Origin of the sequence: Chitinophaga sp. SYP-B3965 (assembly GCF_009647655.1) — a bacterium.
Lineage (GTDB): Bacteria > Bacteroidota > Bacteroidia > Chitinophagales > Chitinophagaceae > Chitinophaga.
Genome location: NZ_WJFD01000002.1, coordinates 120,374 through 146,741, shown reverse-complemented (window position 1 = coordinate 146,741; position 26,368 = coordinate 120,374). Strand labels below are relative to the sequence as shown.

The 26,368-nt window shown below is 45.1% G+C and carries 25 protein-coding genes; 10 read left to right on the top strand and 15 right to left on the bottom strand.

Going from position 1 to position 26,368, the window contains the following annotated elements; translation table 11 throughout:
* Nucleotides 1-15: 15 nt before the first annotated feature.
* Entirely contained in the window at nucleotides 16-291 is a 276-nt protein-coding gene (locus GFS24_RS14655; RefSeq protein WP_153660417.1) for a hypothetical protein, read from the bottom strand.
* A 70-nt stretch (nucleotides 292-361) separates the two neighbouring features.
* Nucleotides 362-643: a hypothetical protein gene (locus GFS24_RS14650; protein ID WP_153660415.1), complete on the bottom strand. Its 282-nt coding sequence runs from the start codon at nucleotides 641-643 to the stop codon at nucleotides 362-364.
* A 355-nt stretch (nucleotides 644-998) separates the two neighbouring features.
* Here GFS24_RS14650 and GFS24_RS14645 point away from each other — a divergent pair, with 355 nt between their 5' ends.
* The 3 genes from GFS24_RS14645 (at nucleotide 999) to GFS24_RS14635 (ending at nucleotide 4,092) form a co-directional block, all read left to right on the top strand.
* Complete coding sequence (locus tag GFS24_RS14645; RefSeq protein ID WP_153660413.1) at nucleotides 999-2,936, top strand: tetratricopeptide repeat-containing sensor histidine kinase; 1,938 nt, start codon at nucleotides 999-1,001, stop codon at nucleotides 2,934-2,936.
* A gap of 168 nt (nucleotides 2,937-3,104) precedes the next feature.
* Complete coding sequence (locus tag GFS24_RS14640; protein WP_153660411.1) at nucleotides 3,105-3,284, top strand: hypothetical protein; 180 nt, start codon at nucleotides 3,105-3,107, stop codon at nucleotides 3,282-3,284.
* Between the two features lie 271 nt (nucleotides 3,285-3,555).
* Nucleotides 3,556-4,092: a hypothetical protein gene (locus GFS24_RS14635; RefSeq protein ID WP_153660409.1), complete on the top strand. Its 537-nt coding sequence runs from the start codon at nucleotides 3,556-3,558 to the stop codon at nucleotides 4,090-4,092.
* A 411-nt stretch (nucleotides 4,093-4,503) separates the two neighbouring features.
* On the opposite strand, the gene pyrH is transcribed toward GFS24_RS14635, so the two are convergent.
* The 6 genes from pyrH to GFS24_RS14605 form a co-directional block, all read right to left on the bottom strand.
* On the bottom strand, nucleotides 4,504-5,217 hold the full coding sequence (pyrH, locus tag GFS24_RS14630; RefSeq protein WP_153660406.1) for a UMP kinase: 714 nt from the start codon (nucleotides 5,215-5,217) through the stop codon (nucleotides 4,504-4,506).
* 131 nt (nucleotides 5,218-5,348) lie between these two features.
* Nucleotides 5,349-6,173, bottom strand: coding sequence for a translation elongation factor Ts (tsf, locus tag GFS24_RS14625; protein WP_153660404.1), 825 nt, complete (start codon nucleotides 6,171-6,173; stop codon nucleotides 5,349-5,351).
* Nucleotides 6,174-6,311: 138 nt separating this feature from the next.
* A complete protein-coding gene (gene rpsB / locus GFS24_RS14620) occupies nucleotides 6,312-7,355 on the bottom strand; it encodes a 30S ribosomal protein S2 (protein WP_153660402.1) in 1,044 nt (347 codons plus the stop codon).
* A gap of 45 nt (nucleotides 7,356-7,400) precedes the next feature.
* Entirely contained in the window at nucleotides 7,401-7,790 is a 390-nt protein-coding gene (gene rpsI, locus GFS24_RS14615) for a 30S ribosomal protein S9 (protein ID WP_153660400.1), read from the bottom strand.
* 13 nt (nucleotides 7,791-7,803) lie between these two features.
* On the bottom strand, nucleotides 7,804-8,247 hold the full coding sequence (rplM, locus tag GFS24_RS14610) for a 50S ribosomal protein L13 (RefSeq protein ID WP_153660399.1): 444 nt from the start codon (nucleotides 8,245-8,247) through the stop codon (nucleotides 7,804-7,806).
* Between the two features lie 249 nt (nucleotides 8,248-8,496).
* On the bottom strand, nucleotides 8,497-9,192 hold the full coding sequence (locus tag GFS24_RS14605; RefSeq protein WP_153660397.1) for a zinc metallopeptidase: 696 nt from the start codon (nucleotides 9,190-9,192) through the stop codon (nucleotides 8,497-8,499).
* A gap of 577 nt (nucleotides 9,193-9,769) precedes the next feature.
* Here GFS24_RS14605 and radA point away from each other — a divergent pair.
* Together radA and GFS24_RS29335 are read left to right on the top strand one after the other, a co-directional pair.
* Entirely contained in the window at nucleotides 9,770-11,137 is a 1,368-nt protein-coding gene (gene radA, locus GFS24_RS14600; RefSeq protein ID WP_153660395.1) for a DNA repair protein RadA, read from the top strand.
* A 43-nt stretch (nucleotides 11,138-11,180) separates the two neighbouring features.
* On the top strand, nucleotides 11,181-11,864 hold the full coding sequence (locus GFS24_RS29335; RefSeq protein ID WP_153660393.1) for a phosphoribosyltransferase family protein: 684 nt from the start codon (nucleotides 11,181-11,183) through the stop codon (nucleotides 11,862-11,864).
* Between the two features lie 96 nt (nucleotides 11,865-11,960).
* Here the strand turns inward: GFS24_RS29335 and GFS24_RS14590 are convergent, their stop codons facing one another.
* Nucleotides 11,961-12,149 carry a hypothetical protein gene (locus GFS24_RS14590; protein ID WP_153660392.1) on the bottom strand — a complete coding sequence of 63 codons (189 nt, stop codon included), beginning with the start codon at nucleotides 12,147-12,149 and terminating at the stop codon, nucleotides 11,961-11,963.
* 453 nt (nucleotides 12,150-12,602) lie between these two features.
* Between GFS24_RS14590 and GFS24_RS29095 the strand changes: the two genes are divergently transcribed.
* Together GFS24_RS29095 and metH are read left to right on the top strand one after the other, a co-directional pair.
* Nucleotides 12,603-13,616 carry a homocysteine S-methyltransferase family protein gene (locus GFS24_RS29095; RefSeq protein WP_216647430.1) on the top strand — a complete coding sequence of 338 codons (1,014 nt, stop codon included), beginning with the start codon at nucleotides 12,603-12,605 and terminating at the stop codon, nucleotides 13,614-13,616.
* Between the two features lie 30 nt (nucleotides 13,617-13,646).
* On the top strand, nucleotides 13,647-16,355 hold the full coding sequence (metH, locus tag GFS24_RS14585) for a methionine synthase (RefSeq protein ID WP_216647429.1): 2,709 nt from the start codon (nucleotides 13,647-13,649) through the stop codon (nucleotides 16,353-16,355).
* Nucleotides 16,356-16,401: 46 nt separating this feature from the next.
* On the opposite strand, the gene GFS24_RS14580 is transcribed toward metH, so the two are convergent.
* Both GFS24_RS14580 and ispG read right to left on the bottom strand, forming a co-directional pair.
* Complete coding sequence (locus GFS24_RS14580; RefSeq protein ID WP_153660391.1) at nucleotides 16,402-16,923, bottom strand: hypothetical protein; 522 nt, start codon at nucleotides 16,921-16,923, stop codon at nucleotides 16,402-16,404.
* A 249-nt stretch (nucleotides 16,924-17,172) separates the two neighbouring features.
* Complete coding sequence (gene ispG / locus GFS24_RS14575) at nucleotides 17,173-19,155, bottom strand: (E)-4-hydroxy-3-methylbut-2-enyl-diphosphate synthase (RefSeq protein WP_153660390.1); 1,983 nt, start codon at nucleotides 19,153-19,155, stop codon at nucleotides 17,173-17,175.
* A 201-nt stretch (nucleotides 19,156-19,356) separates the two neighbouring features.
* Between ispG and GFS24_RS14570 the strand changes: the two genes are divergently transcribed.
* Entirely contained in the window at nucleotides 19,357-20,223 is an 867-nt protein-coding gene (locus GFS24_RS14570) for an AraC family transcriptional regulator (RefSeq protein WP_153660389.1), read from the top strand.
* 191 nt (nucleotides 20,224-20,414) lie between these two features.
* On the opposite strand, the gene GFS24_RS14565 is transcribed toward GFS24_RS14570, so the two are convergent.
* The 4 genes from GFS24_RS14565 to kbl form a co-directional block, all read right to left on the bottom strand.
* Nucleotides 20,415-21,173, bottom strand: a complete 759-nt coding sequence (locus GFS24_RS14565) for a tetratricopeptide repeat protein (protein ID WP_153660388.1) — start codon at nucleotides 21,171-21,173, stop codon at nucleotides 20,415-20,417.
* Nucleotides 21,170-22,207 carry a VWA domain-containing protein gene (locus GFS24_RS14560; RefSeq protein WP_153660387.1) on the bottom strand — a complete coding sequence of 346 codons (1,038 nt, stop codon included), beginning with the start codon at nucleotides 22,205-22,207 and terminating at the stop codon, nucleotides 21,170-21,172. The genes GFS24_RS14565 and GFS24_RS14560 overlap by 4 nt, the downstream gene beginning before the upstream one ends.
* Before the next feature lie 113 nt (nucleotides 22,208-22,320).
* Nucleotides 22,321-23,124: a class D beta-lactamase gene (blaOXA, locus tag GFS24_RS14555; RefSeq protein ID WP_153660386.1), complete on the bottom strand. Its 804-nt coding sequence runs from the start codon at nucleotides 23,122-23,124 to the stop codon at nucleotides 22,321-22,323.
* A gap of 116 nt (nucleotides 23,125-23,240) precedes the next feature.
* Nucleotides 23,241-24,443 carry a glycine C-acetyltransferase gene (kbl, locus tag GFS24_RS14550; RefSeq protein ID WP_153660385.1) on the bottom strand — a complete coding sequence of 401 codons (1,203 nt, stop codon included), beginning with the start codon at nucleotides 24,441-24,443 and terminating at the stop codon, nucleotides 23,241-23,243.
* A 363-nt stretch (nucleotides 24,444-24,806) separates the two neighbouring features.
* Here kbl and GFS24_RS14545 point away from each other — a divergent pair, with 363 nt between their 5' ends.
* Nucleotides 24,807-25,292: an RNA polymerase sigma factor gene (locus GFS24_RS14545; protein WP_153660384.1), complete on the top strand. Its 486-nt coding sequence runs from the start codon at nucleotides 24,807-24,809 to the stop codon at nucleotides 25,290-25,292.
* Between the two features lie 27 nt (nucleotides 25,293-25,319).
* Entirely contained in the window at nucleotides 25,320-26,360 is a 1,041-nt protein-coding gene (locus GFS24_RS14540; RefSeq protein ID WP_153660383.1) for an anti-sigma factor, read from the top strand.
* The last annotated feature ends 8 nt before the right edge of the window (nucleotides 26,361-26,368 follow it).

The window sequence follows — 26,368 nt, the reverse complement described above, 5'->3', positions numbered from 1 at the left end:
TGAGATAATTCCGGATTATAATGGTAAGGCAATACCGCCCAATCCACCGAGCAAACTGTTCAGGAGATTGGTAACGGGAGAAAGCAGATTGCCGAGGCCACCTGTTCCGCCGCCACCAGGAAGGCTGGTGAGTCCGTTAGGGTCTACTGTAATACCTACGTTGATCTTACCATTTGTATTGGTAAAATCAAGTTTCAGGAAACCGAGATCAATTAAACCGCCGTTTACGTCACGGGCAGTTTGCAGATCCAGTTCCTGACATCCGTAATTGTTTGCTTGTAAGTTTTGCATATAACAGGGTTTGAGTGAAAAGTAAAAAAAGAGTGACGCCCGGGAAGAGGGCGTCACTGAAATTTTGTGATTACATTCCGAGTAATCCACCACCGAGGCTGCCTAACAAACTGTTGAGGAGGCTGGTAACCGGGGTGAGCAAACTGCCTAAACCACCAAGGCCTGGCAATCCACCGCCACCACCTGGTAAAGGCAGTCCGGAAGTGAGGGCGTTAGTATCCAGTTGCGCACCAGCTGTGATCTTACCACCTGTGTTGGTAAGGCTGAACAAAAAGAATCCGCCGTTAACATCTTTTACATCGGCTGCGTTCATTTCCTGGCAGCCATAGTTGTGTGCTTGTAAATTTTCCATATGATAGGATTTTTGGTTAAAAACATTTTAGCAGGCCGCCGTTTTTTCCTGGCCATAACAGGATTATGGCCACCATTCATTAACACCAGTAGTTTACAGGAAAAGGAGCCCAACGTTTGGCGAACGTTGCGACGGGGACTTCCATGATCATTCTTCTATGATAACCTCTAAATTAATACAGTGCAATCGATCAGCAACTGTTCATTTTGTTCATTATCAGATAGATAGGTAGGATTCCGTTCATTTATTGAACAGAACTTGAACAGGTTGGATTAGCAAACGGTTAACAAAATAATTGGAAATTAGCCTTGATATTGAGAAGAGCCATTGTACTGGCCTGATACACGTTTGAAGCATGACAAAATCACCCCTTTCCTTTCTGCTGCGCACATACCTGTGCTCCGTTTCCTTATGCATGTTCCTGCTGATCTCTATTCCCCGGCAGGCATATACACAAACAAAATTGATCAATACAGTAAAAGCAAAACTTCCCCAGCTCGGTAAAGACAGTATGCGTTATGCAGATGCACTGAACCGCCTTAGCTCATTATATATTGCTGTGCAGCTGGACAGTAGTGGCAAATATGCAAAAGAAGCACAGCTGTTATCAGACCGGATCCATTATCCTAAAGGATTAGCGGAGGCTTATATGAATCTCGGCACCTGTTTTACTTTCCTGAATAACGGCCGGCTGGCCCATCGTTTTTACATGGAAGCGCTGCAACGTTTCAAAAGCATGCGCGACTCCGCGGGAATTTGCCAGGCTACTTATAACATCGGCGCTTATTATCATTATGAAGGGCGTCCGGAGATAGCTGCTCCTTTAATAACAGAAGCCCTGGCTATTGGCAGCCGTCTTTTAAGCGATTCCTCCTGGTCCTCCATGCTGGCCAATTATTACAGGATGTTTGCGGAAGACAGTACGCGGCAGGATTCTGCGCGCTGGGCATTACACAAAGCGAGGGACATTGCCATCAGGTATCATGATGATCGTATGATCACTTATACCGGTCTGTTCATTGCGCATGAAAGATCGCGGAATAAGGAAGTGCCGCAGGCTATGGAAGATCTGAAAATATTATCTGCACACGCCCTGGAAGAAGGGATGGTATACCTGGCAGTATATGCCAATGCACAACTGGACCTTTATGCAACAGAAGCCGGCATGGCGGATAGCATCCTCTATAAACAGAAAATGCTGGATGCTGCCGTGATGGGAGGATATAAAAAATTAATGACCCGTCCGGTCACAGCCCTTTACCGGTATTATAAAGCCATTAATGCAGCTGCGGCTATTCCATATGCGGATATCATGAGTGAGATCGCAACACATCAGGAAGAGCTTCGTACGCAGGGAGAACTGGATTACCTGGAATCCTTCCTGCATGAACAGGAATTGAAAACGCTCCGGTTAAATAATGCGCTGCAGGAACAAACCATTGCTACAGACAGGCTGGAAAAGAATAAAAGGATCATGCTGATCATCTTTCTCACCGTGTGCAGTGTTTTGCTGGCGGGATTGCTGGCTACTTATTACCGCTCTTTCAGAAATTCCAAACAGAACACCAAACACTTCAGGAATGCAGCAAAGATGATTGCTATGAAGAATAAAGAACTGCAGCATCATGATGATTTCAAGAATAAATTATTAAGTATCCTGGCACATGATTTCCGCATGCCGCTGGCGCATATTATTAAAGTAACGGAATTGTTTACGCAGAAAGATATACAGGCAGAGCAATTTCGGGAGATAGCGGTGAACATTGCCTCGAGGGCAACAGAAACATTGGTGTTGTTTGAAACAGTGCTCCGCTGGATAAAATCACAGCTGGCAGGTTTTGAATATTCCCCGCAGGTATACTCTTTGCGTGATCTCTGGAATGAAGCGAAGGAGCCGCTGCTCCAGGAGATCAATGATAAAGGACTGATCGTGGAAATGCATATACCGCAGGACCTGAAGATACAGGCAGATCATGAAATGCTGCAATTTGTAAATCGTAACCTCTTGCATAATGCCGTTAAATTTTCACTGAGAGGGAGCCGTATCACTATTTTTTCTGCAAGAGAAGCAGCACATGCATTTGTTTCTATCACGAATGAAGGCAGTGGTATTTCTGCAAATGACCAGCCGTATATATTTGATTATAAAACACCCGGCACGTTAACCCGTGAAACAGGCCGTGGTGCAGGCCTCGCATTGATCATCTGCAAGGATTTCATTGAGAAGATGGGTGGCGCTATTGCTGTGAAAAGTGATGGCACACATTATACGACGTTTGAGTACACGATATAAATCTCCCGATATTTTCTCTGTCTACTGATAGATTTTGTTGCAAACAGGTCTTAACACCCCAGTGATAATGAATAAACTGAACGATCGGTTTTTCGTTTTTGCATCCTAAATTGCATGCATAAATATTTCAAATTTTGTTACCCAACAACCACACAAAAACCACCAATCATGAAGAAACCAGGAAAGACCTTTATCACAGGTAGACTATCGGAATCTTTCTATCTGGGCGATATTCCTGCCGAAAGTTTGCCGGAAAGAGGTTTGAGTAAATTGCTACTAATGGTGGCTGCGCATTTCAAGGGAAATGACTGGCCGCTTCCTTCCCGTCAATTCAAAAAAGGCAAATAAATTATTCACGTAATACGCATGAGCAAAGCATATTCCACTGTATGCAGATAAACGTATGCACTTTATGACCGGGTTATTCTGGATCTCTGCAATAACACCTCCCCCCAATACGGATTTGGGGTTCAAAATGATATACTTTCCACCGGCCTGTATTACTGGATGAATATGGGGTTGTATCCGGAGGAAATGTTTGGGGGGAGGCCACCCGGTCTGCATTGTCCGATCTGCATTTCAGCGCACAGCAAGTTATGCGTATCCTCAAAAAAACGATATGGAACTTTTTACTGCCAGCTGTAGTAATAACAGGCTGTTATTAAGAAAGGATGAACATAAAGAGATTGTGATGAACAGTCTCGCGTTCATGGTAATGGAGAAACGGATATGGCTATACGGATATGTGATCATGGAAGATGAATTTCATCTGCTCTGGAAAAAACAACCGGAGTGGGAAGGTAAGAACATCCGGCAGATGCTGCTGAAATTCACTGCCCAGCGGATCAAGCGGAAACTTTGGGCAGAGGATAGGAAGGAACTGCAACTTTATAGAAGCGATCTGCACGACCGGCAGTTCCAGTTCTGGGAGAAAGCGTCCTTTTCAACGAGCATTCCTGATCCCGGTGCGGCGGAAGAAAAGCTGGGGCAGTTACATGAAGCTCCTGTTTCCGCGGGGCTTTGCAGCTGTGCAACAGACTATGCTTTTTCTTCTGCATCCTTTTATCTCAGGGGGCATGATCCGGAGTGTATGATGACGGATTATCGGGATTGTTTTGATGAACAGCCGGAAAAATATTTAGTAAAACGGATATAACGAGATAACAGTGATCCGGGGATTCTTCTCTGGATATCTCTTTCCTGGCTTTTGAAGGGGCATAAAATTATTAAGATCACAAGTACGATTTCATAACCTTAACGGGGATCCGGGGATTCTTCTCCGGATATTTTTCCTCCCGTGGTTATAAGATCATTAAAATATTTTCATAGATGGAGAAAAAATGTGATCCGGGGAGTCTTCCCCGGTGTTTTTTCTGACTCGTTTTCTTCCTCCTTTTCTCCTTTAGCATACAGGCAGCAAGCTTTCTTTTGGGTTATAATGTAATGAATATGACTAACAGTGCTTCGGGGATTCCTCCCTGGATATTATGGTGATTTTAGTTCAAAAAACTGGCCGGAAACCCTTTTGGGAATCCGGCCAGCTACTTTATATGCGGAATAAGTTTTATTATCCTTTAACGAGCGTTCCTACATTTCTGCCCATGATCACCTGCAACAGGTTACCGGTCCTGTTCATGTCGAATACGATGATCGGCAGTTTGTTCTCCTGGCAGAGGGTGAAAGCAGTCATATCCATCACATTCAGTGATTTCTGGTACACTTCGGAGAAAGTGATGGTTTCATATTTAGTGGCGGTTGGGTCCTTTTCGGGATCTGCCGTATAAATACCATCCACGCGGGTTCCTTTCAGGATCACATCCGCCTGGATCTCGATAGCACGTAAAGAGGCGGCTGTATCTGTGGTGAAATAAGGATTCCCGGTACCAGCCCCAAAGATCACCACGCGGCCTTTTTCGAGGTGGCGGATGGCGCGGCGGCGAATATAAGGTTCTGCGATCTGTTCCATTTTGATGGCTGATTGCAGGCGGGTGTACATTCCCGCTTTTTCCAGGCCGCTTTGCAGTGCCATTCCATTGATCACCGTTGCCAGCATGCCCATGTAATCTCCCTGGGCCCGTTCAATACCGGTTTCTGCTTCATTCATTCCGCGGTAGATATTACCTCCGCCAATTACTACAGCCACTTGCACTCCCAGGTCTGTAACGGTTTTGATGTCGTGCGCATACTGAGTGATCACCTTTGAATCAATTCCATAATTACTATCTCCCATCAGGGACTCCCCACTCAGTTTGAGCAAAATTCTTTTGTACTTTGGCAACATGTCAGCTATGATTATTGTAAGATTCTACTAATAAATATACAATTCCATCTTCAAAAATATTCCCTGGAATGTGATATGCAAAAAAAAGGAGAGAATTTTTACATTCTCTCCTTTTGTATTATCTGGTTAGATTATCCTAAAGCAACGCGCTTAAAGGAAGCCACCTTGAGCTCTGCATCTACAGATTTCAGGTAGTCTGCTACAGATTTCTTGTCGTCTTTTACGAATCCTTGCTGTAACAGGGTGCTTTCTTTAAAGAATTTGCTGATTTTGCCGGCAGCGATCTTTTCGGCCATTTCAGCGGGTTTGCCTTCTGCTTTGATCTGCTCGATAGCGATCTCTTTCTCTCTGGCGATCACTTCAGCAGGAATACCATCCGCATCAAGTGCAATTGGGTTCATCGCTGCAATCTGCATGGCGATGTCCTTACCGACCTCTTCAGATACAGGTTTGCTGAAACCAACGAGTACGCCCATACGGTAGTTACCGTGGATGTAAGCGATAACGGCAGCTGCTTCAATTCTTTCGAATTTGCTCAGGGTGATCTTCTCGCCGATCTTGGCAACCTGGTCATTTACTTTATCAGCTACAGTAGCGCCATCCAGTTGAGTAGCGTTCAGTTCCTCAGCGGATTGGCTGTTATTAGCCAGTGCCAGGTCAGCAATTGATTGGGCAAATTTGATAAAATCTTCGTTCTTGGCTACGAAGTCAGTTTCACAACTCAGCAAAATTACCACGCCGGCTTTACCGTCTGCAGTAGTTTTAGCGATCACAACACCTTCTTTGGTTTCACGGTCAGAACGCAGCGCGGCTACTTTTTGACCTTTTTTGCGGAGGTAATCAACTGCTCCTTCAAAGTCACCGTCAGTTTCTACCAGTGCCTTTCTGCAATCCATCATGCCAGCTCCTGTTTGCTGACGCAGTTTATTTACATCAGCTGCTGTAATTGTTGCCATGGTATATAATCAGTTTATACGTTAAAAATTTGAATTGACTCATTTGCGGGATGCAAATGGCTCAGGGAATCTTTATAAAGTGAATCGTGAACGATTAAATACCATTCACGATTCACTATTTATTATTTCAGCATTAAATTATCTGGAAGGACCAGGTCTGCCTGCACCGGAAGGACGGAATCCGCCGCCACCGCCACCTGGGCGATTGCCACCACCGCCACCAGGACGGTTGCCGCCACCACCACCACCGGGACGATTACCGCCACCGCTTCTGCCAGGACCGCCACCACGGTTACCGCCGCCGCCACCAGGGCCGCCAGGACCACGTCCGGGACCACCAGGGCCTCTACCGCCGGGGCCTCCAGGACCACGTCCGGGACCACCAGGTTTGCGACCTCTTTCACCTTTTTCGTCACCACCTTCCAGCTCAAATTTGCGGATGCGGTTGTCTGCTTCTTCTTCTTCAGAAACTTCGTCAGTTTTTTCAACTGCTCTTTCAGCAAGACCTTCAGCGATTGCAGCAGCAATGTAGCTTACGATAATAGCGATAGATTTAGTTGCGTCATCGTTCGCAGGGATAGCGAAGTCAACTTTAGTAGGATCGGAGTTAGTATCCACCATACCGAAAGTAGAAACACCAAGGCGTTTTGCCTCTGCCAGTGCAATGTGCTCATGGCTGATGTCTACGATGAACAGGGCAGCAGGAACACGCGCCAGTTGGGAGATACCACCCAGCACTTTTTCCATTTTATCCTTATCACGGGAGAGCGTGAGACGCTCTTTCTTGGTAATGTTATCAAAGGTACCATCAGCCAGCATCTTTTCGATGCTCTGCATTTTCTTAACGCTCTTACGGATGGTAGCAAAGTTGGTCAACATACCACCTAACCACCTTTCGGTAACGTAAGGCATGTTTACGCGTTTTGCAGCGTCGGCAACGATCTCTTTCGCTTGCTTCTTAGTAGCTACGAACATGATCTTTTTACCGCTTTTTGCGATGGATTTCAGCGCTGCGGCTGTTTCCTGTAAACCTTCAACGGTTTTGTTGAGGTCAATGATATGAATACCTTTCTTTTCTGCGAAAATATAAGGCAGCATCTTCGGGTTCCATTTTTTCTTCAGGTGACCGAAGTGTACACCGGCTTCCAGTAACTGCTGCTGTAATGAAGTATTATTTTCCATGTTGTTTTAATCAAATTGATGGTCAAGAATTGAATGATACAATCATTAACGTTTAGAGAACTGGAAGCTTCTTCTTGCTTTAGCTTTACCTGGTTTCTTACGTTCAACTTGTCTCGGATCACGTTTCAGCAAGCCGGCAGCTTTCAGTGCAGGGCGGAATTCAGGATTAACCTCGCACAGTGCGCGGGCAATACCCAGCTTTACAGCTTCTGCCTGACCTTTGATACCGCCACCTTGCGCATTCACCTTTACATCGAATTTATCCAGCGCGTCAATGGTTTTGAAAGGCGCTTCTACCTGATTTTGCAGATAGATCAGCGCAAAATATGTTTTATAATCCTTGTCGTTCACCAGAATGGTGCCGGTGCCTTTGCTCATGTAAACACGGGCAACTGCTTCCTTACGACGACCGATAGTATTTTTTTGTTTTTCCATTATTCAGGTGTGATTAGAAAGTTAAAGGTTGTGGTTTCTGTGCACCATGAGGATGTTCTGCACCAGCGTATACAAAAAGTTTTTTGTACATCGCACGGCCCAGGCGGTTCTTAGGTAACATACCTTTTATGGCCCTTTCGATCACAACTTCCGGACGACGGTTCAGCAGGTTCTTTGCAGTTTCTGCTTTCTGACCACCGGGATAACCTGAGTAAGTCAGGTATTCCTTATCGTTCAGTTTATTACCTGTGAAAACAACTTTATCAGCGTTTATCACAATAATGTTGTCACCACAGTCAGTGTGAGGAGTGTAGTAAGGTTTATTCTTACCTCTCAGTATGGCTGCAATTTTCGCGCACATTCTACCTACCGTCTGGTTAGTAGCATCCACGATATGCCAGTCGCGCTTTACGTAAGCGTCATTGGCAGATTTTGTTCTGTAGCTTAAAGTATTCATTGCTTAATAAAATAAGTTTTTTTTCTCGCCCTATTTGGGAGTGCAAAGCTAAGTTGTAAAAATAAAATAACCATCAGTTTGAGGCTCTTTTTTTCAGAGCATGCCTGTAACGAATTGATATTCAATAAAGAATTTGACAAAGAGTTATCAACAGGTTATTAAATGCCCGGTTTTACAGGCGCTTTTACAGCAGAAAGGACCGGAAATCCGATCCTTTCTGCTTTTTATATGGAGTTATTATAGCTGTTATTAGTTATTCCGGTCCCTGGCGCCCATGTACATCAAAACGTACTGGAATAAGATAACCAGGGAGGATACAGCCGCCACTACATAAGTCATTGCAGCCCACCAAAGTGCATCTTTGGCCATGGCATGCTCTTTTTGATAAGTGATGCCTGCACTGTCCAGCCAGTTCAGGGCCCTTTTGGAAGCATCAAACTCCACCGGCAGGGTGATCACGGAAAAAAGGGTGGTAATGGCAAACAGGATGATCCCGCCCAACAGGAGGCCGGGGAAGATATTGATCATCAATACACCCCCTAAAAGGATCCAGGGCATGATAGTGGAGCTAAATTGTACTGCAGGTACCAGTTTAGACCGTAAGGTCAGCCACTGGTAAGCAGTATTATGCTGAACTGCGTGCCCGCATTCATGGGCTGCTACCGCTGCAGCGGCCACACTATTGTTATTATATACATCAGGGCTGAGGTTCACTGTTTTAGTAGCCGGGTTATAGTGATCGCTCAAATGGCCTTCCACAGATACCACTTTTACGTCATAAATACCGTTATCCTTCAACATTTTCTCAGCTATCTCACGACCAGTAAGGCCTGAGGAGGTTGGCACCGCGCTGTATTGCTTGAATTTATTTTTTAATCTGTAGCTAACCAGCATACTGATGCCAAAGAAGATCAATGAAATGATAGTCACTCCGGGTGTTAGCATCGTAATTCTTTTTAATGTGTTGTCTTAATTATTACCCTTAACTACTATCAAAACTCCTACCATTTGAATAAATACAAAAAAACAGAGTTATTTGGCAGCAGCAAAAAATTAACACTGCCACTTTGTCCGAAAGAGGGGTTTTGAGGCTAGCTTAAGGGGCATTTTATATAGTTAAACTTAATCTTAATATGTTCGAATATTAATATATGAAAGCTTGTATTACCTCCCTTCTTTATCAATATTTTACGAGTAGTTGCTGAAAATTACTTGCGGGCGAAATAGGCTACAATAGAGGCTTACAGCCGACAGGCTGCCACCTGAATTAACACTTTAAAAGTTATTAACATCCTTTAAATAAACTTTTTTATTCTCGAGCCATTTAGTAATTTAGTCCTGAATTTAATGGGTTAGTAAGTAGAAAGAGTCAGCGGAATCCTCCGTTGGCTCTTTTCTCATTTAAGCCATTCTTGTCCCCGATTTTCTCTTTTTTTAGATTCAATTTTCAATTTTTCGCATCAAAACGCGATGATAAGATCGTTGATTTATTCTTCTCCTTTTTTTCATCTTACTTTGCTGCATGAGTAAAATCAAAACGGCATTTTTTTGTCAGAATTGCGGTTATGAAACAGCAAAGTGGACAGGTAAATGTCCTTCTTGTAATCAATGGAACACTTTCGTAGAAGAAAAAGTTCAGAAGGATATACCGCTACGTCAGCAGGAATGGAAATCAGATCATCCCAAGGCACCAAAAGTAGTGAACCTGGATGCAGTGGAAGGCCTTGAAGAAAGAAGATGGCTAACACCTGATGCAGAATTGAACAGAGTGCTGGGAGGTGGCATAGTGGCGGGTTCGCTGGTATTGGTAGGTGGAGAACCAGGAATTGGAAAGTCTACTTTATTCCTGCAGAATGCACTGTTACTGAAGGGCATTAAAACGTTGTATATCAGCGGAGAAGAAAGTGAGCAACAGATCAAAATGAGGGCAGACCGATTGAAGATCAATAACGATCAATTCTACCTGCTTACAGAAACATCTACACAGGTTATTTTCCAGGAGATTAAAAAACTGGAGCCACAACTGGTGATCATAGATTCCATTCAAACTTTACAATCTCCCTTAATAGAATCTGCTCCCGGAAGTGTATCGCAGATCAGAGAAACCGCTGCTGAAATGCAACGCTTTGCTAAGGAGACCAACACACCTGTTTTTCTCATCGGTCACATCACAAAAGATGGCGCCATAGCAGGGCCAAAGATCCTGGAACATATGGTGGACACGGTTTTACAGTTTGAAGGCGACCAGCATTATGCCTACAGGATACTTCGTACTATCAAGAATAGATTTGGTTCAACTGCAGAATTGGGCATCTATGAGATGACAGGAGAAGGACTCCGGCAGGTGAGTAATCCTTCCGAGATACTGATATCTCAACGGGATGATCTTTTAAGTGGTGTAGCCATCGCATCTACGATTGAAGGGTTGCGTCCTATGTTAGTGGAAGTACAGGCATTGGTAACACAATCTGTTTATGGAACACCGCAACGCACAGCTACCGGTTTTGATCTTCGCCGTTTGCAAATGTTACTGGCAGTATTGGAGAAAAGAGGCGGCTTTCATTTTGGTGTAAAGGATGTGTTCTTAAATATAGCCGGAGGGATCCGGGTAGAAGATCCTTCTATTGATCTTGCTGTGTTGTGTGCTTTGTTGTCTTCCTACGAAGATACCGGTGTATCCCATAAATATTGCTTTGCAGGGGAAGTTGGTTTAAGTGGTGAGATCCGCGCTGTGAACAGGATTGAGCAACGTATCGCGGAAGCAGAGAAGTTAGGGTTTGATAAAATATTTATCTCAAAATATCATAAGAAAGGACTTGATTTCAGTAAATTGAATATCGAAGTGGTTCCGCTTGGCAGGGTAGAAGAAGTATATCGTTTCTTATTCTGATCTGAGGGAGCCTTATTGTTTTGTTAACCTTAAATGGAGCACTGTGATCCAATCATTGCTGCACTTGTTATACCCACATGTCTGCGAAAATTGCGGACATGATCTTACCGCTACGGAAGAAGTGTTATGTATCAGCTGCATGCGGAAAATGCCTGTTACCTCTTTTCAATCAGTAGCAGACAATCCTGTTGAACAGATCTTTTATGGGCGTGTGCAACTGCAACATGCTATGGCTGGTTATTACTTTGCCAGGGATACTTGTTTGCAGCATCTCATTCATCAGTTTAAATATGGCGGAAGAAGAGATATTGCTGTTTACTTAGGGCGCCAGCTGGGCTTGCAGTTAAAGCAAAGTAGCTGGTGGCAAAAGATCTCCCTGATAGTGCCGGTGCCCTTAAACAAAGTAAAACAACGGCACAGGGGATATAACCAGGCGGCTTTGCTGGCAAATGGCATGGCTGAAGTATTGGGCTGCGATGTATCAGCCAACGCGCTGACCCGTAAAGCAAATGCTGTTACCCAAACCCATAAGGACCGGCTGGAAAGATGGGAAAATGTGGCGGAGGTCTTTTCGCTGAGTTGCCCGGAGAAAGTAAAAGACCGGCATGTGTTGCTGGTGGATGATGTACTGACCACCGGCGCTACGCTGGAGGCCTGTGCACATGCATTGCAGACAGTAAAGGAGGTAGAACTGAGTATTTGCAGCCTGGCTTATGCCAACAGGTAGGGTAGGGGCAAAAAAATACAGGTGTTCGAAAACACCTGTCTCTGGTAACTATTCCACGTTATGAATACGCAATTGTTGCATTATGTCAACTACAGCTTATGAGGAAGATTTTTTATTTTTTCCTTTTCCTGGAGTGCTTTGTTCAGATCCCTGTTTACGCACATTCTTGTTGATGTATACTACTCTGAAGGAATCATCCGCCAGGGAGTTTTCAACAATCACCTGTTGCAATCCCAGTTTTTCCAGGTTGCGGCTCAATTGTCCGATATCGTCTTTGATCGTCATCTCGAATGTTTTTTCCGGGTTATTAATATGTTTTTACTGATCGGGTTAAATGATATCAGCAACACATATAACAACATCCGGCGGCAGCGCGGTGGTGGTAAGGTACAGCTGCCTGCAGGTGATCTGGATCTTTAAGCGTCTCCTTTAAAAGCATAGTTTTAAAAAATTGAACGGTTGGTTTCTGTTTTGTTTGCTATTACTCTACAAATCTAGTGGACTTTTCATTCCCACAAAAATTATTTTTTATGATTTCTATCATATTTATTGTAACTGGTTAATTATTAATTAGTTAGAAAGATTAAATTCTCATAAGGCTGTACAATGGGCTCATAGGCAATACATATGCTGTTATTAATCAGGAGTTGTCTATCTTTGCAAATGCCCGAGGGTAGATTTGTTTATTGTTCGACCTCCGGGTTTCATTGTAAACCGTAACTAATAAACGTTATTGCCATGAAATCATTACAACAATGCGCCAAAGAGCGTATCCTCATCATTGACGGTGCCATGGGCACCATGATCCAGCGCTATAAACTCGAAGAATCCGATTACAGGGGAGAAAGATTTAAGAACTATCACAGTGACGTGAAAGGTAACAGTGATCTGTTGTCTATTACCCAACCCGGTATCATTGAAGCTATCCACAGGGAATACCTGGAAGCAGGCGCGGATATTATTGAAACTAACACATTCAGCAGTACGGTGATTGCACAGGCTGATTATGATATGCAGGACCTGGCATACGAAATGAACATTGCTGCTGTACAGGTAGCTAAACGTGCAGCTGAAGATTATACCCGCCGCACGCCAGACAAACCTCGTTTTGTTGCCGGCGCCATTGGTCCTTTAAATAAGACACTGTCTATTTCTCCGGATGTGAACAATCCGGGATTCCGTTCAGTGACCTTTGATGAAGTGGTGGATGCTTATTATCAGCAGGTGAAAGCTTTATCAGAAGCAGGCGCAGATATCCTCCTGATAGAAACCATCTTTGATACACTGAACTGCAAGGGCGCCATCTTCGCTATTAAAAAATACTACAGGGATTCAGGCAAACCTGAACTGCCGATTATGATCTCTGGTACTATCACAGATGCTTCCGGCAGAACGCTGAGTGGTCAAACGCTGGAGGCTTTCTATATTTCCGTGATGCATGCCAAACCATTCTCTATTGGTTTGAACTGTGCATTGGGCGGAGAGCAGATGAGGCCTTATATAGAAGAGCTTTCCCAGATCGCCAACTGTTATGTTAGCTGTTATCCTAACGCCGGTTTACCGAATACATTTGGTGAATATGATGAAGAGCCGCATGAAACAGCGCACATCATTGAAGATTTTGCGAAAGAAGGATTTGTAAATATTGTAGGAGGCTGCTGCGGTACTACCCCGGATCACATCCGCCATATGGCTGAAAGTGTAAGACCCATCACCCCACGCCCTTTACCAGTGTTGGAAACAACATTGTAATATAGTATCTGAATAAGAGGAACAACAAGCATGAATACTCCACATATTATTAAACCGTATATGCGGTTAAGTGGTCTCGAACCACTGGTTGTAAGGCCGGAAACTAACTTTCTTAACGTAGGTGAACGTACCAACGTAACAGGCTCCAAGAAATTTGCAAGGCTCGTTCGGGAAGGCTTATATGAAGAAGCATTATCTGTTGCCCGCCAACAGGTAGAAAGCGGTGCCCAGGTATTGGATGTGAACATGGACGATGCGCTGCTGGACGGCGAAAAAGCCATGACGACTTTCCTTAACCTGCTGGCTTCTGAACCGGATATTTCCCGGATCCCCGTAATGATCGACTCCAGTAAGTTCAGTGTGATAGAAGCAGGATTGAAATGCCTGCAGGGTAAATGTATTGTGAACTCCATCAGTTTAAAGGAAGGAGAAGAGAAGTTCATTGAGCATGCTATTATCTGCCAGAGCTATGGAGCCTCTGTTGTTGTAATGGCCTTTGATGAAAACGGCCAGGCAGACACATTGCAGAAGCGGGTGGATTTTTGCCATCGTGCTTATAAGATCCTTACAGAAAAAGTAGGATACGATCCCCAGGACATCATTTTCGATCCCAATATTTTTGCGATCGCTACAGGTATTGAAGAACATAACAACTATGCAGTTGAGTTCATCGAAGCCTGCCGCCAGATCAAAAAACTCATGCCGCTCACCAAGATCAGTGGTGGTGTGAGTAACGTTTCTTTCTCTTTCCGGGGAAATGATGCAGTACGTGAAGCCATGCACTCCGTATTCCTGCTCCATGCCATCAAAGCCGGGCTGGATATGGGTATCGTGAATGCCGGTATGATCCAGATCTATGATGAGATCGAACCACAGCTCCGCGAACTGTGTGAGGATGCTATCCTCAACCGCAGAGATGATGCAACGGAACGCCTGATCAATTTTGCAGAAACAGTAAAAGCAAAAGGAAAGGTTGAAGAGAAAAGCCAGGCCTGGAGAGAAGGTACAGTGGAAGCAAGACTTAGCCATGCATTGGTGAATGGTATTACAGATTATATTGAAGCAGATACGGAAGAAGCCCGTTTAAAATATGATCGTCCGTTACAGGTGATCGAAGGTCCGTTGATGGATGGGATGAATGTTGTGGGTGATCTTTTTGGTAGTGGTAAGATGTTCTTGCCACAAGTGGTGAAGAGCGCACGGGTGATGAAGAAATCTGTTGCAGTGCTGACGCCGTTCATTGAAGAAGAGAAAGCGGAATACGTTAGGATAAATGGAGGACAGATCAAATCTGCCGGTAAAATATTACTCGCCACGGTGAAAGGTGATGTACACGACATTGGTAAAAACATTGTTGGTGTGGTATTAGGTTGTAATGGTTATGATATCATAGACCTTGGTGTGATGGTGCCTGCTGATAAAATATTACAGGCCGCTAAAGAACACCAGGTAGATATTATTGGCCTGAGTGGTTTGATCACGCCCAGCCTGGATGAAATGGTACACATTGCCCGTGAACTGAAACGGCAGAAATTTGATATTCCTTTGCTGATAGGTGGTGCTACCACATCCCGTACACATACTGCGGTGAAGATCGCACCTGAGTATGAGAATGGAGTAGTGCACGTATTGGATGCTTCCAGAAGTGTAACCGTTACTGGTAACCTGCTGAACAAAGCATTGAATAAGAATTTCCTGGAAGATGTGAAGGCGGAGTACGTTAAACTGAACGATGCCTTCCGTAATAAACGTCCGGTTAAACAATATTTGACTGTTGGACAGGCCAGGGAAAATAAGGCGCCTGTTGACTGGAATAACTTCCAGCCTGTGAAGCCTGCCTTGCTGGGTACTAAAACATTTACGGATTACGATCTTGCAGAGATCGCTAAGTATATAGACTGGCAGCCATTCTTCATTGCATGGGAACTGCATGGTAAATTCCCGCAGATCCTGACGGATAAAGTGGTGGGAGTAGAAGCTACCCGTTTATATAATGATGCGAAGGAAATGCTGCAACGGATCATTGATGAGAAATGGTTACGTGCAAGAGCGGTAATAGGAATGTTCCCTGCTAATACTTCTGCAGCAGATACTATTATGGTAACGGCTCCTGATGGTGCGGAATTCCCATTGGAGTTCCTGCGGCAGCAGATCAAGAAAGCGCCAGGCCAACCTAACTTCAGCCTGGCAGATTACATTGCTCCGAAATCTACCGGCAAGCAGGATTATATTGGTGGCTTTGCGGTTACAACGGGAGAAGGTATTGAAGAGTGGCTGGAACATTTCAAGAAAGAACATGACGATTATAGCAGTATCATGCTGAAAGCATTGGCAGACCGCCTTGCAGAAGCATTTACTGAACTGTTGCATGAAAGGGTGCGGAAGGAATTCTGGGGTTATGCTACAGAAGAACATCTCAGCAACGAAGAGCTGATCAAGGAGGAATACCTTGGTATCCGTCCGGCACCGGGATATCCTGCCTGTCCGGAACATACAGAGAAATATAAACTCTTTGATCTGTTGAATGCAACGGAAGAAACAGGGATCATCCTTACAGAGTCTCTGGCCATGTATCCGGCATCGAGTGTGAGTGGATGGTATTTTGCCAATCCTCAATCGAAGTACTTTGGATTGGGTAAGATCGAGAAGGACCAGGTGGAAGATTATGCGGAGAGAAAAGGCTGGCCTCTGGAGGAAGCAGAGAAATGGCTGCGTCCGAGCCTTGAATATGATATGTAACCTTTGTGGATAAACGAAGAGCCCTTCACGCTGTGAGGGGCTTTTTTTATTTTAACAAAGGAATCGTTGCAATCAGCAGATCCCCATTATAAAACTTAATCTCCTTCAGCCCTGGTATAGCATCCACCGTACCCAGCCAGGCAGCTGTAGAACTATAACTTTCCTTCTTTCCCCCGTTTACAGATAACTGCACATGTAATACAGACTGATCCAGTTTATAGTTAGTAAGCCCCAGCGTTCTTCTCTCAAAAGAAGCAGGAAGTGTTGCCGCCAGCAGTACTTCCCGATCGAAATTGATCGTATCTACCGTATTGTTCATCGTTTTGGCCGCACCGAAAATATTATCAAAGATAGGCTGGGACTGGATCACCCAACAGGCTATACTGTCTTTTTGATTCAGCGTGTTCTTTACAAAGTATCCATTGATCTGTCTGAAATGGATCGGAGCGTTGGTGGTGGGAGTAACTACATGAGGGCTATCTGTCTTGAGGGAATCTGTAGTGTTGGGTTTATTACCGCCACCACAGGCCATTAGCAAGAGGCATCCCACAACGAAGATATTTTTCATAACAAGATGGTTTAATTTAAAGATAATGATAATAACAACTGATGTTCAGGGAAACCACGTTAAAATTTGCGTAAAACTACGCTTGATCTACCCTCTTGAGGGTAGTACCTTTACGACATGCTTAAGAATCGCATTTAACCCCAAAAAAGTTCAGAATTTGAAATCAAGTTAAGGTACACTGCTTTTGTTAACCCCAGTTACAGTTTTAGAGAGGCGTATGGCAAAATGCGCCTCTCTTATTTTTTCTCATTACTTCACATCTACCCACATCCCATTATCCCGGATAAGGCCGATCAGTTCATCAACCGCTACATCGCTGCTCAGGCCACGTTTCACCACATCTTTACCACGATACAATGTGATCTTGCCTACGCCGCTGCCTACATAGCCAAAGTCCGCATCTGCCATTTCACCGGGGCCATTTACGATACAGCCCATGATGGCTATTTTCACTCCCTTTAAATGATTGGTGACTGCGCGAATGCGGGCGGTGGTTTCCTGCAGATCAAACAGGGTGCGGCCGCAGGAAGGACAGGAGATATATTCTGTTTTAGAGATCCTCGAACGCGTTGCCTGTAAAATACCAAAGGCTACATTGTTGATGAGGCCTAAGGGTTCTGTTACGGCAGAAGGTTGCCGGCTTACAGACAGGTCTGGCAATGCTTTCAGCCAAAGGCCGTCTCCAAAACCATCCAGCAAAAGGGCGCCGGTTTCTGTGGCATAATGGATCAGGTCTTCTTCCGGATTGTTATGTTCGCTGTTGCAAAGGAGGATAACGGGTTGTGTGATCTTCCTTTCCATCAGATCTACCATCGTTCTTCTGATAGATGCCATGGCATGCGCAGAGGAAGAATGCAATACCGGCACCACGCTGCTTTCCAGGTTTTCCAGGAAAGTTGTAAAGTCCGCAGTGCCCAGTTCATCTGTATTTGCATGAACGAAATTGATCTGGGCCAAACGGTTATCCTGGCGTGCCGCGAGGTATCCTTGTATATCAAAATAAGGGAAGTACTTTTCTTTATCTGCTACGTGCAGCCAGGTATGGTATTGCACGATCACTTTGAGTGTACCGGGCAATGCAAAATTTAACTCCTGGTTGCCGGTGAAGATATAATCTGCTGCGGCATCGCCGATGTTCCATTTATCCGTGTCCGCATCATATGTATAACCAATGCTTTGCAGTTCCTTCGGGGAAATGTTATGCAGGTGGCTGAAATCAGCTACCACTACCGGTACCTGTTTGTTGCCGATATTATCTACAGCCACTGTATCTCTGCGTTTGAAAGCAAAGGGGGAGTAGGGGAGTTTTTCCGGATCTTTTAATGGAAGGATCGGAGTATGAGAAATGCGATGTGTGTAACGTTTTACGAGGTCGCGGCAAACGGGGAGTTCAAATTCAGGATCTTCTGTGAGGGATACCCGGATGGTATCTCCTACACCATCTTCCAGCAAAGTACCGATACCTGCTGCAGATTTGATCCGTCCGTCTTCTCCGTCGCCAGCTTCTGTTACGCCGAGATGAAGAGGGTAACAATGGCCCAGTTCCTGCTGCATGGTTTGCACGAGTAAGCGATAGGCCTGTACCATTACCTGCGGGTTACTGGATTTCATGCTGAGCACAATATTCTGATAGTGGAGGTCCTCTGCGATGCGGAGGAATTCCATAGCACTTTCCACCATTCCCATGGGTGTATCTCCATAGCGGCTCATGATCCGGTCGCTGAGGGAACCGTGATTGGTACCGATGCGCATAGCGGTTCCATATTCTTTACAGATGTTCACCAGTGGAGTGAAGCGATCGCGGATGCGGTCAATTTCTTCCAGGTATTCTGCATCCGTATATTCCAGCAGTTCAAATTTCTTTTTATCTACATAGTTACCCGGATTCACCCGTACTTTTTCTACGATGCGGGCGGCTGCTTCTGCAGCGTTGGGTGTAAAGTGGATATCTGCAACCAGCGGAGTGGTATAACCCCGGCGGCGTAATTCATTTTTGATGGGAAGCAGGTTTTCTGCTTCGTTTTTGCTGGGTGCGGTAATACGTACCAGTTCTGCTCCGGCTTCAATACAACGGATGGCCTGGGCTACGGTCCCTTGGGTATCCATGGTATCCGTAGTGGTCATGGTTTGAATGCGGATAGGGTTAAAGTTTCCGATAGTAAGATCGCCCACCTTTACTTCCAGAGTGGCTAAACGTTTATACTGAGTCAGCGAATGGCAATACAATTGCATGAAAATAATATATAGATGTAACGCAAAATTAGGAAAGATTCAGCGGCGGAAAGAAGAAAGATTCACGGAATCTTTTCCGACATAACCCCTTCCCGTTTAACATGTTTTATATGAACGGTAAAGAACATGCCGTTATTATGCCTAGTTTTAACCTCATAGTATGTTTGTAACCGGCTTTTTTAATCAGCATATTGATGCACCATGAATAAAACCGTGGATACCATACCCTATCAGAAATTACCGCTAAAAGGCCAGTTCAGTATCTTTGAAGTGGAACACTTCCATAGTGACCTGGCGGGCCTGCCACACCGGCATCACGACTTTCAGATCATCTGGCTTACAAAAGCAAAAGGTGAGCATGTGGTAGATTTCGTTACATACGATATGGCGGATCAAATGATCTTCCTGCTCCGGCCTGGCCAGATCCATCAATTGCCGGACAGTGGCATTTATGGGTTTAGCATCACCTTCACAGAGAAATTTTACTTTTCCAATAAGCACGACCGGGAATCCTTGTACGATTTTACCACTTTGTTTGATGATTCCCAGGAGTATGCGCCCATACGCATCAGTAATGCCACGGCGAGTAATTTTTCTATGCTCATCACACTGATGCAGCAGGAATTATCTATTCAGTTTGAGGGCAGCAGCAGTAGTGTGATCAAACACTTATTGAATGCCTTTCTCTTACTGGCAGAGCGGGAGAAAAAACACAACGTGGCAAATTCCCCCGCGCTGTTACATCATGATGCCCGCATCATAGAGTTGCGGAGGGTAGTAGAAAAGCATTTCCGCAAAGAGCACCAGGCAGCCTTTTATGCCCAGCATTTTGCCCTCACGGCCAAGCGTTTAAATGAAATTACAAGGGAGGCAATAGGTAAAACCATCACAGATATGATCCGTGCGAGGCTGATCCTGGAGGCCAAACGGCAACTGGCATTCAGCCACAGGAGCGTAAAAGAGATCTGTTATGAGTTAGGGTTTGAGGACCCGGCCTACTTTAGCCGCTTCTTCCGGCAGCATACTTCCACCTCCCCCCATGAATTCAGGGAGACAATGTTCAAATAGTACCAGCCAATTGGCCGTTTGTCCAAACATAGCGGCTAAATGGTGACTACTTTTACAACTCGTTAAAAGGAAACCATGCTTTTAGGGCGCGTTTTTACCAAACGCGTTTTTTAATTTAAAAGGTAAAAAGGAAAGGAAAGTAAGAGAAAAGCCGCCCTGTTTATACACGGGCGGCTTTTTTATGGTGATGGTTACCAGTCTTTTTCTACTGTGCCAGGGCTGGCTTTTACTTTCTTCATCTTGTCTTCCTGCAATTTCTTTTCCTGTTGTGCCAGTGCCTGTAATAAACGTTTTGCTTCTTCCGGAGATAGTTTGCTGGGTTTAGGCTGTTGCTGCTGCTGTTCTTTTTCCTCTTGTTTTTTCTTCTCCTGATCCTTCTTCTCCTGGTCTTTTTTATCCTGCTCTTTCTTCTCGTCCTGTTTATTCTCTTTGTTATCCTTTTGCTTGTCTTTCTGTTTGTCCTTGTTATCTTTTTTATCGTCTCCGCCACCTTCCTGCTGTTGCTTTTTCAGCATGGCCTGTGCGTAGGCCAGGTTATAACGGGCCTGCTCATCTGTGGGATTTGCTTTCAGTGCGGATTTATAGCTCTTGATGCTTTCCTCCCATTTCTTATCTTCCATGAAAGTGTTGCCAATGTTGTAATTAGCATCTGCCTTCACTTCTTTCTTTCCATCTACTTTTAAGGTATTGGCATATTGTGCGCGGGCGGCATCAAACCTTTTCTGTTCGTATAAGGAGTTGCCGAGATTGTAATTCCCTGCAACTGACTTGTTGTTTCGTTCCAACGCCTTTTTATAGCTGGCTTCCGCATCTGCGTATTGCTGCTTTTTATATTGGTCGTTTCCTTTACGGATCAGTTTATTGGTGCCTTCCTGAGCAAATGTTGCCCCTGCGCTGCATAACAGCAGGCCGGTAACGGCAACAGCTATATGAAAAAAGTTCTGTTTCATTTGGCTTGCGCAGTTTTAAGTCCGGGCAGTTCTTCTGCTTTTTTCTTTTTGCCTTCCGGTATAAAGAATTCCAGCAGGATCAGCAGGAGGCTGATGCCCAGGAAATATTGAAAATAGCTATTGTAATCAGTGAACACATTTTCTCCGAATTCTTTCTGTTCCATCCTGTCTATTTTGGTAGCCAGGGCTTCCACCACTTCGTCCGTATTGTTCATCAGGTGCAGGTACATTCCTTTTCCTTCAGCAGCAAGGGATTTCAGGGCATCTTCATTTAATTTGGAGATCACGGTATTGCCTTCGCGATCCTTTTTTACACCACCGTTTTCAGGATCAGGCAGGGGAGAACCGGTAGGAGAACCAATACCCACTGTATTGATCACTACACCATTTTCCAATGCTTTCCTGGCTTCAGCGATGGCGCCTTCATTATGATCTTCCCCATCGGAAATGATGATGAGGGCTTTGTGTTTGCGTTCTTTTTTATTGAAAGCTTCATCGCTTACGCGGATGGCTTCATTGATCTCCGTGCCTTGTTTGGGAATGAGGTCCGGGGAAATGCTGCCCAGGTACATCCGCGCAGCGGAATAATCTACGGTGAGGGGCATTTGCAGATATGCATTGCCAGCAAATACCACAATACCTACCCGGTCATTATCCAGTTTCTCCATGAGTTTGATCACCAATTGTTTAGCCCGGGTGAGGCGGTCTGGTTTGGCATCTGTGGCCAGCATACTTTTGCTCACATCCAGTGCGATGATCACATCTACCCCTTTGCGGGTGATCTTTTCAACACGGCTACCTTTCTGGAGATTGGCCAGCCCTATCACCCCAAAGAAGAAGGCAATAAAAAGCAAGAGGAATTTGACGGTAAAGAGGCGGCGGGAATAGCCACTGAAGAGCTTTTCCACCATAACGGGATCACCTAAACGGCGAACCGACCTGCGTTTCCACCAGGTAACCCAGGCGAAAGCCAGTACCAGTACGATCAGGAGCACAAAAGCCCAGAGGTATTCTGTATGTTGAAATCTTAACATGGTTAAAATGACTTACCCCGGTCATTGCCGGGGCAAGTAGTTCAAAAATAATTTTTTTATAACGTATTACAAGGATGTTATAAAAGGATTTAGGAGTTTTTTAACAGGGAACCCTATTTTTCGCCTTTAAAGAAGCCTTCTTCCGTGAGGATGTTGCGCAGGATCTCCATTCTTACTTTGCGGACATCCAGGTTCTTATCTTCTGTTTCAAAGTTCAGGACGAAGAAACAGGGGTGTTTATTTTCCTCGATCCAGCCGGCGATCCAGATAATATTTTTAGGGCCCACTATGCCCCAGCCGGTTTTATAGGCCAGTTTATATTTAGGTGTGGTTTCCTGCACCATCACAGCGCTTACTAATTCCTGTACCCTTTGCTGGAAAGGAAGTTGATTGAAATATAGTTGCTTTACAAAGCCCAGTTCTTCATCAGGGGAAATTTGCAGGGAATTATCCAGCCAGAAGGAATCTACTTTGCTGATCCTGTGATTGCCGTACTGTACGGAATCCAGCCAGCGCTGCATGGTATCCTTACCAACGCGGCGGGCTACTTCCTGGTAGTAACCAACAGAAGATAACCTGAAAGCCTGTGCCATAGTGAGGTCTTTATTCCAGTCGTCATTCCAGCGTTTAACGCTATCCCATTTTATGACCATATTGGTATCGCTGATCACGCCGGTTTGCAAACCTACCAGGGAATTGAAGATCTTAAAGGTGGAAGCAGGGATAAACCGCTCTTTGGCACGATCTATATTATACACTTTGAAAGTACCCTGCCCATTGTCGAACAGCATAAAACAGCCTTCCAGCTTGTGTTGTGTAAAATATTTCTCCCAGTTCTTTGCATCTTCTACATTGTTGGGGGAGCACGCACTCAGCCATAAAGTGGCGGACAGCATAAGCAGGCCGAACGTTTTCATCTGGTATCTGTTTTTAACGGTAATGCTGCAAAAGTAAGGGATGCGGAATGGATTTTACGGAAAGGAATAAAAAAAGGCCCCGATCTGGATCGGAGCCTTTCTTAATCAATAAATTATTATATGGTTACAGGTTCTTTGATTACGCCAAGTTCCCGTCCGATCTTGGTGAAGGCGGTGATAGCCTTATCCAGCTGTTCCTGGCTATGTGCTGCACTGAGCTGCACACGGATCCTCGCCTGGCCTTTCGGCACAACAGGGAAGAAGAACCCGATCACGTAAATACCTTCCTGTAAAAGTTTGTCGGCAAATTCTTTGCTGAGTTTGGCATCATACAGCATCACCGGAACGATGGGGTGATCGCCTGGTTTGATGTCAAATCCCGCTGCCGTCATTTTTTCACGGAAGTATTTAGTGTTGAATTCGAGTTTATCCCTCAGTTCAGTGGTTTCGCTGAGCATATCCAATACTGCAATGGAAGCGCCAACGATGCTGGGGGCTACTGAATTGGAGAAGAGATAGGGCCGGCTGCGCTGGCGCAGTATGTCTATCATTTCTTTGCTGCCGCTGGTAAAACCGCCGGATGCTCCGCCCAGGGCTTTACCCAGGGTGCCGGTAATAATATCTACCCGGCCCATTACACCACGATATTCATGTGTGCCACGGCCTGTTTTGCCTAAAAAGCCGGAAGAATGGCTTTCGTCGGACATCACGATGGCATTGTATTTATCAGCGAGGTCGCAGATCTTGTCTAATTGTGCAATGGTGCCGTCCATGCTGAAAGAGCCATCCGTAACGATCACGCGGCTGCGGGCACCCTGAGATTCCTTGAGTTTTGCTTCCAGGTCTTCCATGTTATTGTGTTCATAACGGAAGCGCTGTGCTTTACAGAGGCGTACGCCATCTATAATGGAGGCATGGTTTAATGCATCGGAAATGATGGCATCCTGTTCTGAGAACAGGGGTTCAAACACGCCGCCGTTAGCATCAAAGGCTGCCACATACAGAATGGTATCCTCCGTGCCCAGGAATTTGGAGATCTTTTCTTCCAGTTCCCGGTGAATATCCTGGGTGCCGCAAATGAAACGTACGCTGCTCATGCCATAGCCATGGGTATCAATTGCTTTTTTAGCAGCAGACACTACTTTGGGATGAGAAGAGAGGCCGAGGTAATTGTTGGCGCAAAGGTTAATAACCGTTTTGCCACCCACTTTAATTTCGGCGCCCTGTTCGGACGTAATGATCCGCTCGTTCTTGTATAAGCCGGCGGTTTGTATTTCATCCAGCTCCTGTTGTAAACGTTTGATGAAATGTTGGTTCATGTTATCGCGTGTTTTATCCTGTATCTGACAAAGTTAGGGGTTTAAATGTATCTAGTAATTCAGCGGGAAAGGAGTGGAATCTCCCCAATGATAAAAAGTTTGACCGATGTGTAACATTTAAGAGTCGCCCAGCGTCATACAATTATCATAGACGGTAATAAATGACGAAAGGTACTGTACGCTCACTGATCCGTTGGGAAACTGGCAAAGGCCGGGATGTCCCTGAAGTCATCAGAAGGCGGCACGTTGTGGAAATATAGTCATGGAGCTGGTAAAAAGTGGCTTTTTTGCTTTCCGATGCATCGGAAAGGAGCACTTGTAAACAAAATGTCGGAAATTTGCACTCAAAAGCCATAGCGCCGGATGACGGAAAAGGAGTACAACAAATGCGTAGATCTGTATAGCGATAATCTCTTCCGGTTCATTGTGAAGAATCTCGAACACACTGAAGATGCCAGGGATGTGGTACAGAACGCGTTTGAAATATTATGGAAACATTGTACTGATGTGCCTTTTGAGAAGGCCAAGAGTTATTTGTTTACCGTAGCGTACCATAATATGATAGATCATGTGCGGAAAGTGAAGCGGATCACGCTGGTGGAGGAGTTTAAGGAGGAGGCGAAGGTGGCTGAACAAAAAATACACAACGCCCGCCATATTATAGAAAAGGCGCTGGACCGGTTAAGTGATGTACAGCGATCCCTGGTGTTATTGAAAGATTACGAAGGGTACAGCTATGAGGAGATTGGAGAAATAATGCATTTAAACCCCTCACAGGTAAAGGTTTATCTGCACCGGGCAAGGGCCCATCTGAAGGAATACCTGGTTAAGATGGAAAATGTGATCTAGGTAAAAGGTATTCAAAATCAGCATTTTATGTCAACAGACATCAACATATCAAATTACGAAGATTACCTCTACAGTTATGTAGACGGTGAACTGCAGGCCGAAGAGATAGCGGCCCTGGAAAGCTTTTTGGAAATGCATCCGCAATTCCAGGCAGAGCTGGACGTTTTGATGTCCACCCGCCTGCAGCCGGAAATCATGGTGTTCAGCAACAAGGCTTCCCTTTACCGTGGTAGTGAAATAAGCCTCCAGACTTACGAAAGCCATCTTTTAAGTTATATAGACGGGGAGCTGAACCAGCAGGAGAAAGCGGCTTTTGAACAATTTGTTTCTCAGCATGCGCATGTACAGCAGGAGTTAAAGATCTGGCAGGCCACTAAGGTAGCCGCAGATACTTCAGTTCGTTTTGAAGATAGATCGGTGCTGTATCGTAAAACCAGCCGCCGGATAGCGATCCGTCCTGCTTATTGGTGGGGAGCCGCAGCTGTAGTGGCCGGGGCATTATTCTTCCTCACATTATCAGATACAACGGAAACAAAAAATATAGTGGCTGTGAAGCAACCGGCAGTAACAGTTCCGGAAACAGCAGTTCCTGAATCTGGAACAACGGGAGCCGCAACCGCAACAACTACAAATCCAGCAGTAACAACTCCGGAAACAGCGGCAACAACAGGAAACGTAGCAACAGCCCCTGCAGTAGCGGCTATTGCTCCTAAAAGTGCACCCAAAGCTGTTCGCCAGGATGCAGCTCCTGTAAAAGAAGAAACCCTTTTAGCCGCAGCTAATACAGCAGACCTAACAAATATTCCAACGGAAAAACCGGCAGAACAGCTTAATAATAAAGCCATTGCACAGGATATCTCGCAACAGCTGAAACAGATCCCGGGTAGTGAAGTAGCGGCCAACCGCCCTTCTATAGAAGTAGGTACCCCCACTTCCCTGGCAACTCCTGCACCGGCAGCAGAACCCGGAGAACTGATCATGTCTGTTACAGGTAACGGGTTGGAAAGCAAAGTGCTGGATAAGGTAACTAATGTGGCAAGGTTCTTTGCCAGAAAGAAAAATAAATAACGAACCGG

What these genes read in the sequence shown, in the direction of transcription:
- GFS24_RS14580 (WP_153660391.1), bottom strand. Translation starts at nt 16,923, where the DNA reads ATGAAAAATATCTTCGTTGTGGGATGCCTCTTGCTAATGGCCTGTGGT.
- GFS24_RS14570 (WP_153660389.1), top strand. Translation starts at nt 19,357, where the DNA reads ATGAATAAAACCGTGGATACCATACCCTATCAGAAATTACCGCTAAAA.
- blaOXA (WP_153660386.1), bottom strand. Translation starts at nt 23,124, where the DNA reads ATGAAAACGTTCGGCCTGCTTATGCTGTCCGCCACTTTATGGCTGAGT.
- GFS24_RS14565 (WP_153660388.1), bottom strand. Translation starts at nt 21,173, where the DNA reads ATGAAACAGAACTTTTTTCATATAGCTGTTGCCGTTACCGGCCTGCTG.
- tsf (WP_153660404.1), bottom strand. Translation starts at nt 6,173, where the DNA reads ATGGCAACAATTACAGCAGCTGATGTAAATAAACTGCGTCAGCAAACA.
- GFS24_RS14635 (WP_153660409.1), top strand. Translation starts at nt 3,556, where the DNA reads ATGGAACTTTTTACTGCCAGCTGTAGTAATAACAGGCTGTTATTAAGA.
- GFS24_RS14545 (WP_153660384.1), top strand. Translation starts at nt 24,807, where the DNA reads ATGACGGAAAAGGAGTACAACAAATGCGTAGATCTGTATAGCGATAAT.
- metH (WP_216647429.1), top strand. Translation starts at nt 13,647, where the DNA reads ATGAATACTCCACATATTATTAAACCGTATATGCGGTTAAGTGGTCTC.
- GFS24_RS14645 (WP_153660413.1), top strand. Translation starts at nt 999, where the DNA reads ATGACAAAATCACCCCTTTCCTTTCTGCTGCGCACATACCTGTGCTCC.
- rpsB (WP_153660402.1), bottom strand. Translation starts at nt 7,355, where the DNA reads ATGGAAAATAATACTTCATTACAGCAGCAGTTACTGGAAGCCGGTGTA.
- GFS24_RS14655 (WP_153660417.1), bottom strand. Translation starts at nt 291, where the DNA reads ATGCAAAACTTACAAGCAAACAATTACGGATGTCAGGAACTGGATCTG.
- GFS24_RS14560 (WP_153660387.1), bottom strand. Translation starts at nt 22,207, where the DNA reads ATGTTAAGATTTCAACATACAGAATACCTCTGGGCTTTTGTGCTCCTG.
- GFS24_RS14540 (WP_153660383.1), top strand. Translation starts at nt 25,320, where the DNA reads ATGTCAACAGACATCAACATATCAAATTACGAAGATTACCTCTACAGT.
- rplM (WP_153660399.1), bottom strand. Translation starts at nt 8,247, where the DNA reads ATGAATACTTTAAGCTACAGAACAAAATCTGCCAATGACGCTTACGTA.
- ispG (WP_153660390.1), bottom strand. Translation starts at nt 19,155, where the DNA reads ATGCAATTGTATTGCCATTCGCTGACTCAGTATAAACGTTTAGCCACT.
- GFS24_RS14640 (WP_153660411.1), top strand. Translation starts at nt 3,105, where the DNA reads ATGAAGAAACCAGGAAAGACCTTTATCACAGGTAGACTATCGGAATCT.
- radA (WP_153660395.1), top strand. Translation starts at nt 9,770, where the DNA reads ATGAGTAAAATCAAAACGGCATTTTTTTGTCAGAATTGCGGTTATGAA.
- GFS24_RS14605 (WP_153660397.1), bottom strand. Translation starts at nt 9,192, where the DNA reads ATGCTAACACCCGGAGTGACTATCATTTCATTGATCTTCTTTGGCATC.
- pyrH (WP_153660406.1), bottom strand. Translation starts at nt 5,217, where the DNA reads ATGTTGCCAAAGTACAAAAGAATTTTGCTCAAACTGAGTGGGGAGTCC.
- GFS24_RS29095 (WP_216647430.1), top strand. Translation starts at nt 12,603, where the DNA reads ATGAAATCATTACAACAATGCGCCAAAGAGCGTATCCTCATCATTGAC.
- GFS24_RS14590 (WP_153660392.1), bottom strand. Translation starts at nt 12,149, where the DNA reads ATGACGATCAAAGACGATATCGGACAATTGAGCCGCAACCTGGAAAAA.
- rpsI (WP_153660400.1), bottom strand. Translation starts at nt 7,790, where the DNA reads ATGGAAAAACAAAAAAATACTATCGGTCGTCGTAAGGAAGCAGTTGCC.
- GFS24_RS14650 (WP_153660415.1), bottom strand. Translation starts at nt 643, where the DNA reads ATGGAAAATTTACAAGCACACAACTATGGCTGCCAGGAAATGAACGCA.
- kbl (WP_153660385.1), bottom strand. Translation starts at nt 24,443, where the DNA reads ATGAACCAACATTTCATCAAACGTTTACAACAGGAGCTGGATGAAATA.